This window comes from Shewanella glacialipiscicola, from assembly GCF_023283485.1.
GTDB lineage: Bacteria > Pseudomonadota > Gammaproteobacteria > Enterobacterales > Shewanellaceae > Shewanella > Shewanella glacialipiscicola.
The window spans coordinates 106,614-122,981 of sequence record NZ_JAKILU010000001.1; the positions used below are offsets into that span (position 1 = coordinate 106,614).

The following is a 16,368-nucleotide window of genomic DNA, read 5'->3' on the forward strand; positions in this document are numbered from 1 at the left end:
CGCTGTGAGTAGATTATTTTGAGCTGAGCGCAATTGCATGGCAGACTCGTGACATATTGATGTTGTAACCCCTCTATTAATACGTTCGTTGCAAGGAAGTGTGTATCTGTATGCCTGAGAATATTGAATCCGAAAGTCCACTAAAGCGTCAATTACGCCTCATTATTTTTGGTACAGATACTCCCGCTGGTCGTTATTTCGATATCGGCTTAATGTTGTGTATTGTGCTGAGTGTGGGCCTCGTTTTTCTCGATACGGTTGAAATGTTTCACCGTGAATATGGCCAAATTATTCGTGTATTAGAATGGATTTTTACCGTCATATTTACGATTGAATATGGCCTACGGTTATACTGCGCCACCCATCCTGTGTTATATGCCCGCAGTTTTTATGGGGTAATAGATTTATTATCGATATTGCCAACCTATTTAGCGCTACTGGTCCCCGGCGCTAACTTTACCTTAGTTATCCGCATACTGAGGTTATTCAGGATCTTCAGAGTGCTCAAGTTACTGCGTTATTTAAGCGAAGGTAATGTCCTGCTTAAAGCTATGATGCAGTCGAGCCGAAAGGTTTTTTTGTTCTTTTTCTCGGTCAGTTTGATCGTTATGGTACTCAGCGCAGTAATGTATGTGGTTGAAGGGCCTGATAATGGTTTCAGTTCAATTCCCCAATCTGTCTACTGGACGATTGTGACGATTACGACCGTTGGCTACGGTGACATTACGCCTAAAACAGGTTTAGGGCAGGCTATTGCGGCTTGTACAATGTTAATTGGTTATTCAATTATTGCTATTCCCACGGGTATTTTAACAGCTGAAATTTCCCATGAGGTGAGACGGCATCGGGATTTACGCTCTTGTAATCAATGCCACAAAACGGGTCATGATCTTGATGCCATGTATTGTAGCCGCTGTGGCTGCGAGTTAGATAAATTAGATGTCCCTGCTGAAAAAGGTGATAAATAATGACTTTGGCTGATTCTTTTTATTTTTGTAGGTAAAACCGTATGACGCAAGCCAAGTTTGTTGAAGGCCCTATTTTACGCCATATCTTAGTCATGAGTTCGACCGCCGCAGTGGGGATTTCAGCCTTATTTGTGGTGGATTTACTGGATATCTTTTTTCTTAGTTTATTAGGTGAGCATGAACTTGCCGCAGCGGTAGGTTATGCGGGCAGTATCTCCTTTTTCACAACCTCTATTGGTATCGGCTTATCGATTGCTTTAGGGGCGCTAGTGTCTCGCTCTATTGGTGCAAAAGACGTGGTGCTGGCAAAACGGCTATTACTCAATAGCGCAATTGTCACCACCTTAATTAGCGTGCTGGTGGCTGTGGTTGTGACTAGCTTTATTCCTGAGCTAGTGGCATTAGTCGGCGCCCGTGGACATACGGCGGTGCTTGCGGCCAGTTATTTATATATTTTAGTGCCTTCGCTGCCTTTTATTTGTTTAGCGATGGCGCTGGGCGGGGCTCTACGCGCCGTGGGGGATGCAAAACTCTCTATGATGTCCACCTTAGCGGGCGGTGGTGTTAATGCCGTGCTAGACCCGATTTTTATCTTTATGTTCGCAATGGGCATAGAAGGGGCGGCATTGGCATCGGTACTGGCGCGAGTGGCAGTGTTTGTGATCGCTGGTCGCGGGGTGGTGGTCAAGCATCAGTTGCTGGGTCATTTTAACAAAGCGCACTTTGTCGCAGATCTTAAACCTATTTTCACGATTGCGGGGCCCGCGATGTTAACCAATGTGGCGACGCCCATTGGTAATGCCTTTGTTACGCGCGCGATTGCCGATTTTGGTGATGCTTATGTGGCGGGGTGGGCCGTATTAGGACGTTTGATCCCTGTGGCCTTTGGGATGATTTTTGCCCTTTCGGGCGCGATTGGGCCAATTGTTGGGCAAAACTTTGGTGCGGGTCAGTTTGATAGAGTAAGGGAGAGTTTGACCAGAGCTATCCAATTTTGCACTGTGTATGTGCTGGTAATGTCACTGTTGTTATTTGTGCTTAAGTCGCACTTGATCAATGTGTTTGACATGAAAGGTGACAGTGCTGATGTTATTAACTTCTTTTGCAGTTATATCGCGGTATTTTTTATCTTTTCAGGGATCTTATTCGTGGCGAATGCGTCATTTAATAACCTCGGAAAAGCCAAGTATTCCACCTTGTTTAATGTCGGCAAAGCCACATTGGGCACAGTGCCTTTTGTGTATTTTGGCGCGCAGTGGGGTGGGGTTTATGGTGTGTTGATTGGGCAAGTGATAGGCTCTGTGCTCTTTGGCACTTTAGGTGTGCTCGTTGCCTATCGTTTGGTGGATAAAGTAGCAGCACAAGCACAGTCGTTATCTTCACACCAAATGAGTGACACATTAAGCATGCAAGATGAAATTGCAAACTGTGTTGCAGAGCATTCGCCTAGCGCAGTTAATCCCTTGTCATCAGCGCAGGCGCAGATGGCACAATTAACCGAAGAGCAAGAATCGGATACTACTTTGCGCGGGATGAATGAAGATGACTCCACTGCGGATCACCATGGGTTAACGCCCAAAGCGCAGCAGCTCAATAAATAGTTCGTAAACACGAGTTAGAGCGGAGTCTGATTAAGCTTTTTTTAGGGTTAATTTGCAGTGAATACAAACAAAAAATGCCACTGACTTGAGTGGCATTTTTGCATTCGAAACTTAGCGTCTTGGCGACAGGTTCAGCCTAGCGAGTCGTTTCGTCTGTATGATCTGTATTTTTTTCATCAATCTGAGTGGTGTCTAAGGATTCAAGCTTCGCACGTTCAGCCTTAGAGACATAACCCGATTTAGCGGGCACGCCAATCGTGGCTGGGTCGACTTTATTTAGTCTGGCCTTGGCGCGTTTAGCAATTTTCTTGATGATCTTTTGTTTCTTGTTCATGACGTCTCTAATTTCGTTTCGCACCCGCTACGCGCAGGAATATGAGGCCAAGGGCTCAATTGAGGGCGGATTCTAACTCAATCTGAGCTAACTGACCATGCTTTGCTGTATTTTGTCGAAAAAGAACCGTGCATTCAATCTTTGGCGTTATCCCTTTATTTAGTACAAGTCGTTTGGTACAAGAAATAAGCATAAGCGTTTTGAGTTGGGGTTATGCAATAGAAGGGGCGTATTTTTCGATGTGTACTGACAATACGTACTATTAGTGCAGGTCAAAAGTCATTATATTGCTTAAGGATTATTGATGTTGAAATTGACTAAGGTGAGCCGTAGCGTTCATACCTTGAATTGAGGAATATACGTTGTTAACTAAAATGACCTTTTTTGAACGCTTTGAGCGTGACATCTTAAGTGGCGCGAAAACCATTACGCTGCGTGATGAAGCCGAGTCCCATGTTGAGCCAGGACAAATATTACCGGTTTCAACTTTTGAAATGGATCGCTGGTTTTGTGAAATCCAAATTGTTGATGTGACGCCTGTAACACTCGCCGAGCTGACAGATGTACATGCCGAGCAAGAAAATATGACATTAGCGCAATTACGCAATGTCATCGCCGAGATTTATCCTGGTCTTGAGCAATTATTTATGATCCGGTTTAGTGTGTTACCGCAGTAAAAATGTAAGGTGTGATGGGGTATAAAAATATCAAAAGGCTGCACCGCAGCCTTTTGTATTGGACTATTTCAATCGGACACTTAGCGCCTCATTATAGCGTCCAAGGTAATAGCTTTTGGGCGAGTTGGTCAGCTTGGCCTAAGCCGATAGCAGCGCGATGACGCATCCTATATAAAGCTTGGTAGCACAAGGGCACTAAATATAAGCTGGTAAGAGTCGAGAACGACAAGCCACCAATTATGGCGATTGCCATGGGGGAATACGGCGGGCCGCCGCCACCAATTTGGGTTTCACCCATTGCCAGCGGCACTAATCCCAGAACTGTAGTACCGACTGTCATTAGCACTGGACGTAAACGCGTGATACACACTTGCCGAATAGTGTCGGATAATTTGTCGAGATCTGGCGTCATCTGATTAATTTGATCGACCAGAACGATGCCGTTATTCACCACTATGCCCATTAAAATTAAAATGCCTATCATGGCCATCACAGAAATAGGCGTACCTGTAATAAATAGCGCCCAAAATACGCCAGTAATAGAAAATAAAATGGAGGTAATAATCGCTGTCGGTAATAACAGTGATTCAAACAAAGCTGCCATTACGATATAAATCATTGCGATAGCCAATAACATATTGGTCGTCATGACACTTTGATCTTCATCTTGTCGCTCGAAACCGCCGCGCAGAGAATAATCGTAACCCGTCGGGAAATGGATATTCTCCATCACTTGCTTGATCTTAGTTTGTGCCTCTTCTGTAGTGAGGTTTTCTAAATTCGCGCCAATCGACAAAGCCGTTTGACGATTGAAGTGTTTGATTGTGTCAAAGCGTGGTTGGATCTCGATGTTTGCTAAGTTATCTAAGGTGTATACCCTTTGGTCGATGCGCACTATGGGTAACTGTTTGAGTTTTTCTAAGGATTTTTGCCATTCTTTCTCATAGGCCATTTCGATGCGCAGCTCGCCGTTGGGATCATGACGGAAGGATCGCAGCGGCGAACCGCGTAGTGCCATAGCAATACTCGAGGCAATTTCATTGAGCTTTAAATCTAACCGTGCTGCCATTTGCCTGTCGATGCGGATAACAACTTCCTGCTGCGCGCCGCTTAGCTCAGAGCGAACATCTTGTAATCCTTTGATATTTTGCAGTAAAGGAATAACTTGTTCGCTTAAGGCAATAAGTTCAGAGGTTGAGCGTCCTGTCAGTGTGACCCGCACGCCAGAGTTATCATCTCCCCAACCAAATTGCGGTTTTGCTATAGCATACTTAGGGAAGCCACTACGGATGTTCTTTTTCAACTCATCCAGTGGTATAGGTAAATCTTTTTTTAGCAGAATAACTGAAGAACCATCGTCAGGTGCGTAATAGCTGTAGACAGAGTCAATATGAAATTTATCTTTATTATTATAAAGATACTCTTCCATTTGATTAACCATAGCCTCAGTCACATTGAGGTTATGTCGACCTTCCACTTGATAGTTGATGTAAATTCGCTCCTTGCTCTGGCTGTCTTCTTGATCCTGCTTGACCATCGATAGCGGCAGGGCGGTGGACGCGAGAATAGCCACGGCGATAGCGCCAGAGCACCAAGATCGGCGTAATACCCAATTGAGGCTGTTATTGTAAAACCCCTGCAACTTACTGGGTCCTTTGAGAGCCGTTATTTCAAAATGGAATTTAGTCAACATCAACGGGATCAGTGTTTTAGCGACCAGCAATGATGCGGCAAGGGAAATGCAAATCGCGATGGCAACATGCTCGAGGAAAATGGTCAGCTCGACTTTTACGCCAAAGATATTAGGTAAAAAAACGATGGCGGTGGTCATAGTACCCGCTAAAACGGCGAGAGACACTTTATCGACCCCCGTCATGACTGACTCTTCATTGTCCTTAGGGTGTTTACCTTGTTTTTCCTGCAGCACGCTCTCGGTGACGACGACTGCGTTATCAATTAACATACCTATGGCGAGTAAAAGTCCCATCATCGACAGGATATTTAAGCTGTAACCGAGCAAGTACATGGCGGCGAGTGTCATACCGATTGAAATCGGTACAGATGACACGACCACTAAAGTCATTTTTAAATTACGCAGAAATAAGTACAACACGACAAAAGACAATAGCGCGCCGATTAAGCCTGAAAGTAGCAAGTCAGCCAGCGATGACTTTACGCCAGAAGCTTGATCCTCCATGATAAACAAACGAATACCTTGAAACTGTGGATCTTGTTTGGCTTGAGAAATCACCTTTAATACACGGTCTGATACTTCAACTAAGTTGGCGCCAGATTCTTTAAACACATCTAAACCCACAGCATAGTGTTGATCTAAATGGCGGCCTTCGACGCGTTCAGGCAGGGCAAACTGTACCTCTGCAATGTCGCCTAAGGTCAAACCAGGACTGAGAATGAGTGCTTTGATATCTTCAAGGTTTCTAAACTCGCCCTTGGGTGAGACTTGGTAAACAAGGTTACTGGCCCTTAGCGTACCAGCGCTAATGACAAAGTTCTCTCTGCCAAGGCGTGCTTGCAAGTTAGTTACTGAAAAGCCACTTGCGGCGAGTTTATCGGCATTAATTCGTACTTCAATCTGTTTTTGTTCAACGCCGTACAGGCTAACCTTAGAGACACCTTCGACCCGCTCAAGTGGACGCTTAAGCTGTTTATCGAGTAAGTCGAATGCACCCGAAAGCTCGCGGTCGCTCGATATGCGTATCGTGAGCACGGGCATATCGGCGGTAGAAAATTGGCGGATAAACACCCGCTCAACATCTTTAGGCAGTAAATGGCGCACCGCATCGATTTTTTCCCGCGCTTCTAGGCTTTTTGTTCCGACGTTTTCGCCCCACTTCATGTTGATTTCGATTTCAGCGCCTTCTTGGGACGATTCAGATTCAAGCTCATCAATGCCGCCCATTGTCGCGAGGGATTCCTCCAGCACTCGGGTAATATCGCGCTCGACTTCAGCGGGGGTTGAGCCCTTGTAAGGCACTTGCACCACAATTTGCGGTATATCGATGCCGGGGAACATTTCTAGCGGTAATAGACGACTTGAAGCCAGACCAAATAGCAAAATAGCCAAGAAGAACATGCTGGTGGTCACGGGACGCTTAATGGCTAAACGAGTGAGGTTCATGGGTGAGCCTCCTGTGTATCATGCTCAATCTGACTGCTTTCTACGGCATACTGCTTGCGATCGAAAAGTGCATAAAGCACTGGCAGCACAATTAACGTCAGTAAGGTTGATATACTGAGTCCAAAAATGACTGTAATTGCCATCGGTGCACGCACCTCGGAGCCATCGCCTAATCCTAGCGCCATCGGCAATAAACCTAAGGTAGTGGTGAGCGTGGTCATCATAATAGGGCGTAGGCGTGATTTAGCAGCGGCGCGAATAGCCTCGAGCTTTTGGTCGCCTTCGCGGCGCAGTTGATTGATGCGATCGACTAATACAATCGCGTTGTTCACTACAATTCCAGCAAGCATGATAAGACCGATAAATACCACCACACTCAAATGGGTTTGGGTGATATAAAGTCCAAGTACGCTACCTGCCAAAGCCATCGGAACGGCAAACAGAATTAGGAGTGGATGCAATAGCGATTCAAACTGACTTGCCATAACTAGATAGACTAAGAAAATGGCTAAAACAAGCGCAATTTTGAGTGATTTGAATGAATTTTCCATTTCCTCATTCTGCCCACCAAAACGAGCTTGCACCGATGCGGGTAACACTTGTTGCGATAGTATTTGCTGTGCCTGTGCTACGGCATCGCTTAAGTCACCGTAGGCGATATTCGCCGATACAAGTGCGACGCGCTGTTGACTGATTCGGTTAATTGCCGAAGGGCCTAATTGCAGTGAAACTTCGGCAACCGCACTTAACGCAATAGGCTGGCTGCTGTTTGGATTAATAATTAAGGCATCGATATCGCTAATTTGATCGCGCTCAGCAAGTTCGCTGCGTACCAGAATATCAATTTTACGGTCACGCACTGTGTACTGGCTAGCAATAGTGCCGCCGACGCGCTGGGCAATGCGGTTGGCAACCGTTGGCGCATCCATTCCGAGCGCCGCTAATCGGGCATGGTCAAAGCGGATACTGAGCTCAGGTTGCCCATCACGCAGACTAGTATTGACGTCAGCAAAACGCTCTGATGCGGATAACGTTTTGACTAGATTGTCGGCGCTGTGCTTGAGCAAGTTTAAATCGTAACCCGTGAGTTCTATCTCTAATGGTGTTTTAAAGCTAAATAGCTCAGGTTGTTCGATTTTCGCTTCAAGTTCAGGAATGCGGCGCGCGGTATCACGCAATACTTGAGTGATGGCGTTATAGGCACTGTGATCTGTGAGTACCACTTGCAAGCGGCCCCAGTTTTCACCTCCGCGGGCAGTGTCTGATGTCATCAAACCCCCACTACCGGCTTGGCTATAAGCATGGTTAACTTCGGCTCTGTCCTTGATGGACAACGCGAGCTGTTGCAATACCTTGTCAGTTTCACTCACCGCCGTACCCGGTGGCAGCAGGATTTCGACATAAAACTCACCCTGATTCATCGGCGGAATAAGCTCCATTCCTAAGCGAGGTAACAAGCTAATACACGCGCTCGTTATCGCAATAGTGAGCAGCAGTGTAGTGATTTGTTGGCGCAGCGCTAAGGCCAATAGTTTGTGATAAACCGTCTCAATACTGTGGTAGATAAAGTTAAACCCTGAGCTTAAAGGACGCATGACTAGCCCAATAAGCCAAGAAAAGAAGCGGCTTAAAATAAACACTAAGGTTAATATTGCTCTGGGTAAGTAACTAAATATAAGAAGAATAGGGAAGCTAGATGCTGTCTTACTGTAGTGCTTAAACTTACCCATTTTAGTGGTAGGTTTATCCTTAAATGGTGTTTTTACCAGTGCGGGTAAGCTTTTAAAGCCTTCGCGAGATGCCAACATAGGAATAGAAGTGAGTGCAACTAATAGTGATGCTAAAAGCGCAAAGGTGACGGTTAGCGCTTGGTCGGAAAATAGAGCGCCTGCAATGCCATCGACAAATACCAGAGGCACAAATACTGCAAGTGTGGTGAGGGTTGATGCAAAAATCGCCCCAGCGACTTCCTTTGTGCCTGTTACTGCTGCGTCTAACTTACTCATACCTTCGCTGCGGCAACGGTCAATGTTCTCTAATACTACAATGGCATTATCGACCAATAAACCAATAGCCAGCGCAATACCGCCTAGTGACATGATGTTTAAGCTGATATTGGCAAAATACATCATATTAAAGGTGGCGATGACTGAGAAAGGAATCGAGATAGAAATAATCAGTGTCGGGACGATGTTACGCAGGAACAAGTAAATCACTAGCATAGATAATACGCTGCCCATTAGCGCTGAAGAGGTCACTTCACTGATGGCACTTTCGATAAACTCAGATTGGTCGTAAATGACTTCGAGTTTGTTTTGTTTGGGATCTTGATTGATTTTAGCCAGTTCATCACGCAGTTTTTTGGCAACAGCCACGGTATTGGCATCACCTTCTTTATAAATGGCCAGCTCAATCGATTCTTGGCTACCGATGCGGGTGATATCACTGCGTTCTTTATAGGCATCAGTGATGGTGGCAACTTCAAACAAACGCACTAAGGTTTGTTCATTACGATAGACAATAACTTGGCCAAGCTCTTCCAATGAATTGAATTGATTGAGTGTTCTGACTAAATATTCACGATCACCTTGGATGACTTTACCCGCCGAGAGGTTAATATTTTCTTCGTTAATACGACGTTTAATGTCATCGGCATTGAGGTTAAGTTGCGACAGTTTTTCTTGATTGAGCAGAATATGCACTTCTTGCTCTAAACCACCCGATAAACGCACGGCTGCCACACCCGAAAGTGCTTCTAGACGTCGTTTAAGCTCTTCTTCTGCGTAGGTACGCATTTGCTTAAGATTGGCCTCTGAGGCATTGGGCACCGACAAGGCCAGACGCATTATCGGGTCAAGGTTGGGATTAAAACGCAGTAATAAGGGTTTTTTAACATCTAATGGCAGGGCAATGGTGTCGAGTTTTTCGCGCACATCTAAACTCGCCATGTCCATCGTGGTGCCCCATTCAAACTCGAGCACCACATCTGACATGCTTGAGCGCGAAATAGAGCTAATTTTACGTAAGCCTTTTACCACGCCAACGGCTTCTTCAATCGGTTTAGAGACGAGTTGTTCGACTTCTACAGGCGCTGCACCGTCATACATAGTGCGAATGGTCAACGTGGGGTAGCTCAAATCTGGCAGTAACTTCACCGCCAAGCGTGAAAAACCCACCATACCGAATAACATCACCGCCAGCATGAACATCCATACCGTGACGGGCCGTTTAACTGAAGTGCTGATAATTGACATGAATGACTCCAATCAGTTTTTAGCAGAAATAAGATTGAGTGGAGTGATCACTTCGACTAATGATTGATCTTTCAAGTTTTGTTGGCCGCGAGTCACGACTTGATCCCCGGGTTTAATACCACTAATAACCTCTACTAAATCCCCTTCACGGTAGCCAATTTCAACTTCTCGGCGGTTAGCGTTTGTACCATCAATCACATACAGAGCTTGTTTATTATCTTGGTTAATCAAGGCGCTATAGGGGACGGTGATAACATTTTCGTGAGTATCATATTTAAGTTCAACGCGGGTAAACATGCCCGCTTTAAGGCGTGAATCTTGGTTAGGTACGGCGAGTGTCACTTTAAAAGTACCGCTTTGTGGGTCAACAATTGGGCTTATCCGCAGCACTTTGGCATGGATAGCAAGCTTGCTTTGTTGATTGTTAAACACTTGAGCCTCTTGGCCAAGTCTTAAACTTGCCAGTTGTTGTTCTGGTAAATGTAGAATGCCGTGCAGCTCATCTTGGTTAACGATGTAAAAAAGATCGCCGTATTCCTTGGCCATGTTGCCCGCTTTTACATAACGTTTAGCGACCACGCCGCTGATGGGGGACACCACTTGGCTTTCTGTGACTTGCAGCTTGGCAAGGTCTTTTTTCGCCATGGCCGCTTGCAAGTTGTATTCAAGCTTGGCCATTGAGTCGGCGCTAATAAATTCTCTGTTGCCCATTTTTTTGAGACGGTTTAATTCCTGCTCAATAATTTTTACTTCTGCTTCTGAGCGGTCTAAATCGTATTGTTGTCTTTTTGCATCTATAACCGCGAGCACTTGACCTTTTTGAACACGATCGCCTTCTTCAACAGCAAGTGATTCAATTAATCCAGAAATGCGGCTGACGACATTGGCTTCTTGCGGCGCTTCTAAAGTGGCAGTTGTGCTATAAAAAGAAGACACATTTGCTTGTATCACGGTAGTGGTTTCAACGGGAATGGCATATTTCTCATCTTTTTTTGCCACATCTTCCTCACCACAGGCTGCCAGTATTGAAATCATAAATAATGGCAGAATGACTTTAGCCGCTTTTGACTTTTCCATAAGAGTATTACCAGTTGTATGTATAGTGATGACATGTGAAAGCAGAAAACATGCCAATATTTAAATTCATTTGTTTTCAGTAATTTATCTTTATTTTGACTTAAAACTCATTAGTGAGTCATGTCAAATGTAGCCAAAAGGTTTAAAAAATGATGAAAATAACTATGCATAGTTAATGATGTGATAATTTATAACAATATGTTTTGTGTGAGGAAGGACTGATTTAAGGGGAATTGAGATATAAAAAAAAGCGCCCTGAGGCGCTTTTAAATGCATAAATTCTGGGATTTAGCGTTTATCTAAATCAACGAAGTCACGCGTTGTTTCGCCAGTATAAAGCTGACGAGGACGGCTGATTTTGTGACCTGGTTGATCTAACATTTCTTTCCAGTGAGCAATCCAGCCTACAGTACGTGCCAGTGCAAACAGCACAGTGAACATACTGGTTGGAATACCAATGGCTTTCATGATGATGCCAGAGTAAAAATCGACGTTTGGATACAGCTTCTTAGAGATGAAATATTCGTCTTCAAGTGCGATGCGCTCAAGTTCCATGGCGACATCCAATAGAGGATCTTTTACTTTTAGCTCTTTCAGCACTTCGTGACAGGTTTCACGCATAACTTTGGCACGTGGGTCAAAGTTTTTGTAAACACGGTGTCCAAAGCCCATCAGACGGAATGGATCGTTCTTGTCTTTAGCGCGTTCAATGAATTCAGGAATACGGTCAACTGAACCGATTTCTTCTAACATTTGTAAACAAGCTTCGTTAGCGCCGCCGTGTGCAGGGCCCCAAAGTGATGCGATACCTGCTGCGATACACGCAAATGGGTTAGCGCCTGAAGAACCCGCTAAACGTACAGTTGAAGTCGATGCGTTTTGTTCATGATCGGCATGTAAAATGAAGATCCTGTCCATGGCACGTTCAACAATAGGATTCACTTTGTATTCTTCGCACGGCACTGCAAACATCATGCTTAGGAAGTTGCCCGCATAGCTTAAGTCATTACGTGGGTAAACGAATGGCTGGCCTGAAGAATACTTGTAGCACATTGCTGCAATAGTCGGCATTTTTGAGACTAAGCGATAAGCAGCGATTTCACGGTGACGTGGATCGTTAACATCTAAAGAGTCTTGATAAAATGCAGATAGCGCGCCCGTTACTCCACATAACATGGCCATAGGGTGAGCATCACGACGGAAGCCTCTAAAGAAGAAGGCTAGCTGCTCGTGCACCATAGTATGATTTTTTACTGTATGTACAAACTCAGTATATTGTGCTTTTGTCGGTAGTTCACCGTAAAGCAGCAGATAACATAGGTCTAGGTAATCGGAGTCAACGGCAAGTTGATCGATTGGATAGCCACGATGTAGCAATATGCCCAGATCACCATCAATAAAGGTAATTGCAGATTCACAAGAAGCAGTCGCAAGAAAACCTGGATCAAAAGTAAAGTAACCTTTGCTGCCAAGTTTGCTAATATCGATTACGTCAAAACCAGCTGTTCCTTGCTTTACTGGCAATTCTATCGAGTCGTTCCCTGGTAATTCTAATTTGGCTTTTAAATCAGCCATACCCCGTTCTCCTTACTTAGTTCTTACTCTGTGAGTGCGGCACTTCAAAACGCCATTACTGTACAGCTATTCTAGATCACATTTCAATTTAAATAAGCGTTTAAATTTGTTAGACCATGGTATAAAACTCTTTACTTTCCTTGCTACAACTGGCACTTACGAGGATAACTGCACAAAAAAAACATAATTTGCATTCTGTGATGTTTGTATTTGACATTTGCCGCGAGTATACTTGCCTCCGCCTAATTAAGGCTGCAAACCATGATTATAAAACACCCTTCGTTTAGAAATTAAATAAGTTGTGTTCAGATAGTTAAGTGTTTGTTTAAACCTTGCTTTTATATTTACTTTTGCCTTAATTTACCTATTGGTTTAAAGTTTGTACAAAAGCGGTTCACATAACAAAAACATGCTCAATGGAGCTGAGTGAGCAGAACGTGAAAAAGCAAAGACCTGTCCATTTAGATCTGCAGACCATTCGCTTTCCTGCAACAGCGATTGTGTCAATTCTTCATCGTGTTTCCGGTGTCATCATGCTGTTCGCAGTTGGCATTCTTATTTGGTTGCTAAATTCATCTTTAGCATCCGCAGAAAGCTTTGCTGGCGTTCAGTCTCTATTTGATCACTTCATCATGAAGTTCATCATATGGGGTATTTTGACGGCATTAGCCTTTCATTTATTCGGTGGCCTGCGCCACTTAGTAATGGATACCGGACGTTGGGAAGAGTTGGCTTCGGGTACCGTATCAGCGAAAGCTGTGTTTGTGTTGACGGTAGCCTTTTCAATTGTAGCGGGGATATGGGTATGGTAACCAATGCAGCAAGTTTTGGACGCAGTGGTGTTCATGACTTTATTCTTATACGCGCTAGTGCAGTGATCCTCGCCTGTTATTCTATATTTTTAGTAGGCTTTATTGCATGTAGTTCCCCTCTCACTTACGACGTCTGGCATAGTCTATTTAGCACTCTACCCATGAAAGTGTTTACACTTCTTGCGTTGGTAGCATTGCTCGTACACGCTTGGATTGGTGTATGGCAAGTGCTGACAGATTACGTTAAGTGCACGTCGTTACGTGGTGTTTTACAGTTCATCTTTGTCGTTACCGTATTTTGTTATTTAGCGGCCGGCATTGTTATTGTGTGGGGTGTCTAATTGAGTATTCCAGTACGCGAATTTGATGCTGTAGTGATCGGTGCCGGCGGCGCTGGTATGCGTGCAGCGCTGCAAATTTCTAAAGAAGGTAAAAGCTGTGCGCTTTTATCAAAAGTATTCCCAACACGTTCTCATACCGTATCTGCGCAGGGTGGTATTACCGTTGCATTAGGTAACGCCCATGAAGATCATTGGGAACAGCATATGTACGATACCGTGAAAGGTTCCGATTTTATCGGCGACCAAGAAGCGATTGAATTCATGTGTAAAACCGGTCCTGAAGCGGTTATTGAACTAGAGCAAATGGGTTTACCTTTTTCTCGTTTTGATAACGGTACGATTTACCAACGTCCGTTTGGTGGTCAATCTAGAAACTTTGGTGGCGAGCAAGCTGCACGTACAGCCGCTGCGGCTGACCGTACTGGCCATGCTTTGCTTCACTGTTTATACCAGCAAAACGTTAAGCATAAGACGCAAGTCTTCTCAGAATGGTATGCATTAGATCTCGTTAAAAACGAAGATGGCGCCGTTGTGGGTTGTACTGCGATTGAAATTGAAACGGGTGATATCGTTTATTTCAAAGCCAAAGCAACAATTCTAGCGACCGGTGGAGCTGGGCGTATCTACGCTTCGACCACTAACGCACATATCAACACCGGTGACGGCGTAGGTATGGCGATGCGTGCTGGCGTACAAATGCAAGACATGGAAATGTGGCAGTTCCACCCAACGGGCATCGCCGGTGCGGGTGTACTTGTGACTGAAGGTTGTCGTGGTGAAGGCGGTTATCTGCTGAACAAAGACGGCGAGCGTTTCATGGAGCGTTATGCCCCTAACGCGAAAGATTTGGCATCACGCGACGTGGTTGCACGTTCAATGATGACTGAAATCCGCGAAGGTCGTGGTTTAGACGGTCCATTAGGTCCACATCTGTTACTCAAGCTCGATCATTTAGGCAAAGAAACACTTGAAGCACGTTTACCAGGCGTGTGTGAATTGTCTCGTACTTTTGCTCATATTGATCCGGCCGATGGTCCAATCCCTGTATTGCCAACGTGTCACTATATGATGGGCGGCTTGCCAACTAAGGTCAGTGGTCAAGTTATCCGTAAGAATGAAGACGGCACTGAGCATGATATTATTGGTCTGTTTGCTGTGGGTGAGATTGCCTGTGTATCAGTACATGGCGCTAACCGCTTAGGTGGTAACTCATTGCTTGACTTAGTGGTATTTGGTCGCGCAGCGGGTCAGCATTTAGGTAAAGCGTTAGATGAAACTGACGATCCAAAAGACGCAAGCGATGCGGATGTTCAAGCATCACTAGCTCGTCTAAATCGTTGGGAAAACAATAAAGATGGCGAAGATCCTGCGCAAATCCGTAAGGATCTGCAACTGTGTATGCAGTTAAACTTCTCGGTATTCCGTCGTGGCGATGCTATGGCTGAAGGCTTAGCGCAGTTGAAAGTCATCCGCGAACGTCTTGCGAATGCTAAATTGTCTGATAACTCTCGTGAGTTCAACACTCAACGTATTGAATGCTTAGAGTTAGATAACTTAATGGCAACGGCAATTGCTACGGCTTATGCGGCTAACTTCCGTACTGAAAGCCGCGGTGCTCACTCACGTGAAGATTATTTAGAACGTGATGATGAAAACTGGTTATGCCACAGCTTATTTGATCCTGCGACTGAAACGATGGATCGTCGTGCAGTCAACATGGCACCTAAGCTACGTGAAGCATTCCCGCCGAAGAAACGTACCTACTAGGAGTTGCAAAGATGAAATTGACATTTGCAGTTTATCGCTACAATCCTGATGTAGATACTAAACCGTATATGCAGGATTACAGTTTAGAAGTGGCTGAAGGCTCAGACATGATGGTGCTTGATGCACTGATCAAGTTGAAAGAGCAAGATCCAACTTTGTCATTCCGTCGTTCATGCCGTGAAGGTGTGTGTGGTAGTGATGGCGTCAACATGAATGGTAAGAATGGTTTGGCTTGTATTACGCCAATTTCAACCTTTAAAGGTAAGAAGTTAGAAATACGTCCATTACCAGGGATGCCAGTTGTTCGTGACTTAGTTGTTGATTTAACTCAGTTCTATAAGCAGTATGAGAAGATCAAGCCTTATCTCATCAATGATGAGAAAGCACCAGCCCGTGAACACTTACAATCACCTGAAGAGCGTGCTCATTTAGATGGTCTGTACGAATGTATCATGTGTGCCTGTTGTTCTACGGCTTGCCCATCATTCTGGTGGAATCCTGATAAGTTTATCGGTCCAAGCGGTCTGCTTCATGCTTACCGTTTCTTGATCGACAGTCGCGACACAGCAACAGAAGAACGTTTATCTGAGCTGGACGACGCCTATAGCGTGTTCCGTTGCCACGGCATCATGAACTGCGTTGACGTGTGTCCAAAAGGTCTTAATCCGACTAAAGCAATTGGTCATATTAAGTCCATGCTGTTGAAGCGAGCAGTGTAATGCGAGAACCCGAGCTGAAACCAATAATAATATAGCTCTCAAAGAGTCACTTTCTGGAAGCAGAAGGTGACTCTTTTGCGTATGTAATGGATGACAACGCGCCG

12 protein-coding genes are annotated in these 16,368 nt (G+C 44.8%); 7 read left to right on the forward strand and 5 right to left on the reverse strand.

Annotated features, from left to right (window positions below; translation table 11 throughout):
* Positions 1–110 precede the first annotated feature (110 nt).
* Positions 111–968: an ion transporter gene (locus tag L2717_RS00460; protein WP_220774118.1), complete on the forward strand. Its 858-nt coding sequence runs from the start codon at positions 111–113 to the stop codon at positions 966–968.
* Between the two features lie 41 nt (positions 969–1,009).
* Positions 1,010–2,569, forward strand: coding sequence for an MATE family efflux transporter (locus L2717_RS00465; protein ID WP_220774117.1), 1,560 nt, complete (start codon positions 1,010–1,012; stop codon positions 2,567–2,569).
* Positions 2,570–2,705: 136 nt separating this feature from the next.
* Here L2717_RS00465 and L2717_RS00470 read toward each other — a convergent pair whose 3' ends face one another.
* Positions 2,706–2,903, reverse strand: a complete 198-nt coding sequence (locus L2717_RS00470) for a DUF2986 domain-containing protein (protein ID WP_220774116.1) — start codon at positions 2,901–2,903, stop codon at positions 2,706–2,708.
* Positions 2,904–3,277: 374 nt separating this feature from the next.
* Between L2717_RS00470 and yqfB the strand changes: the two genes are divergently transcribed.
* Positions 3,278–3,580, forward strand: a complete 303-nt coding sequence (gene yqfB / locus L2717_RS00475; RefSeq protein WP_220774124.1) for a N(4)-acetylcytidine aminohydrolase — start codon at positions 3,278–3,280, stop codon at positions 3,578–3,580.
* 91 nt (positions 3,581–3,671) lie between these two features.
* On the opposite strand, the gene L2717_RS00480 is transcribed toward yqfB, so the two are convergent.
* The 4 genes from L2717_RS00480 to L2717_RS00495 all read right to left on the reverse strand — a co-directional run bounded on the left by L2717_RS00480 (position 3,672) and on the right by L2717_RS00495 (position 12,625).
* Complete coding sequence (locus L2717_RS00480; protein WP_220774114.1) at positions 3,672–6,719, reverse strand: efflux RND transporter permease subunit; 3,048 nt, start codon at positions 6,717–6,719, stop codon at positions 3,672–3,674.
* Positions 6,716–9,973, reverse strand: a complete 3,258-nt coding sequence (locus tag L2717_RS00485; protein WP_220774113.1) for an efflux RND transporter permease subunit — start codon at positions 9,971–9,973, stop codon at positions 6,716–6,718. Before L2717_RS00485 ends, L2717_RS00480 begins: the two co-directional genes overlap by 4 nt.
* A gap of 12 nt (positions 9,974–9,985) precedes the next feature.
* Positions 9,986–11,050, reverse strand: coding sequence for an efflux RND transporter periplasmic adaptor subunit (locus tag L2717_RS00490; RefSeq protein WP_220774112.1), 1,065 nt, complete (start codon positions 11,048–11,050; stop codon positions 9,986–9,988).
* Between the two features lie 288 nt (positions 11,051–11,338).
* Positions 11,339–12,625, reverse strand: a complete 1,287-nt coding sequence (locus L2717_RS00495) for a citrate synthase (protein WP_220775164.1) — start codon at positions 12,623–12,625, stop codon at positions 11,339–11,341.
* Between the two features lie 416 nt (positions 12,626–13,041).
* On the opposite strand from L2717_RS00495, the gene sdhC reads away from it, so the two are divergent.
* The 4 genes from sdhC to L2717_RS00515 are packed head-to-tail and all read left to right on the forward strand — an operon-like array spanning position 13,042 to position 16,264.
* Positions 13,042–13,437, forward strand: coding sequence for a succinate dehydrogenase, cytochrome b556 subunit (sdhC, locus tag L2717_RS00500; RefSeq protein WP_076499620.1), 396 nt, complete (start codon positions 13,042–13,044; stop codon positions 13,435–13,437).
* Positions 13,431–13,778, forward strand: a complete 348-nt coding sequence (gene sdhD, locus L2717_RS00505) for a succinate dehydrogenase, hydrophobic membrane anchor protein (RefSeq protein ID WP_076499621.1) — start codon at positions 13,431–13,433, stop codon at positions 13,776–13,778. Before sdhC ends, sdhD begins: the two co-directional genes overlap by 7 nt.
* On the forward strand, positions 13,779–15,545 hold the full coding sequence (gene sdhA / locus L2717_RS00510) for a succinate dehydrogenase flavoprotein subunit (RefSeq protein ID WP_220774203.1): 1,767 nt from the start codon (positions 13,779–13,781) through the stop codon (positions 15,543–15,545).
* Positions 15,546–15,556: 11 nt separating this feature from the next.
* The gene (locus tag L2717_RS00515; RefSeq protein ID WP_220774202.1) at positions 15,557–16,264 is read left to right on the forward strand and encodes a succinate dehydrogenase iron-sulfur subunit; all 708 of its coding nucleotides are present in this window, start codon (positions 15,557–15,559) and stop codon (positions 16,262–16,264) included.
* Positions 16,265–16,368: the final 104 nt, after the last annotated feature.

Bases quoted from the DNA above. Each gene is read 5' to 3' on its own strand.
- L2717_RS00495 (WP_220775164.1), bottom strand. From the start codon at position 12,625: ATGGCTGATTTAAAAGCCAAATTAGAATTACCAGGGAACGACTCGATA.
- L2717_RS00470 (WP_220774116.1), bottom strand. From the start codon at position 2,903: ATGAACAAGAAACAAAAGATCATCAAGAAAATTGCTAAACGCGCCAAG.
- L2717_RS00480 (WP_220774114.1), bottom strand. From the start codon at position 6,719: ATGAACCTCACTCGTTTAGCCATTAAGCGTCCCGTGACCACCAGCATG.
- sdhD (WP_076499621.1), top strand. From the start codon at position 13,431: ATGGTAACCAATGCAGCAAGTTTTGGACGCAGTGGTGTTCATGACTTT.
- L2717_RS00460 (WP_220774118.1), top strand. From the start codon at position 111: ATGCCTGAGAATATTGAATCCGAAAGTCCACTAAAGCGTCAATTACGC.
- sdhC (WP_076499620.1), top strand. From the start codon at position 13,042: ATGGAGCTGAGTGAGCAGAACGTGAAAAAGCAAAGACCTGTCCATTTA.
- L2717_RS00465 (WP_220774117.1), top strand. From the start codon at position 1,010: ATGACGCAAGCCAAGTTTGTTGAAGGCCCTATTTTACGCCATATCTTA.
- L2717_RS00490 (WP_220774112.1), bottom strand. From the start codon at position 11,050: ATGGAAAAGTCAAAAGCGGCTAAAGTCATTCTGCCATTATTTATGATT.
- L2717_RS00515 (WP_220774202.1), top strand. From the start codon at position 15,557: ATGAAATTGACATTTGCAGTTTATCGCTACAATCCTGATGTAGATACT.
- yqfB (WP_220774124.1), top strand. From the start codon at position 3,278: ATGACCTTTTTTGAACGCTTTGAGCGTGACATCTTAAGTGGCGCGAAA.
- L2717_RS00485 (WP_220774113.1), bottom strand. From the start codon at position 9,973: ATGTCAATTATCAGCACTTCAGTTAAACGGCCCGTCACGGTATGGATG.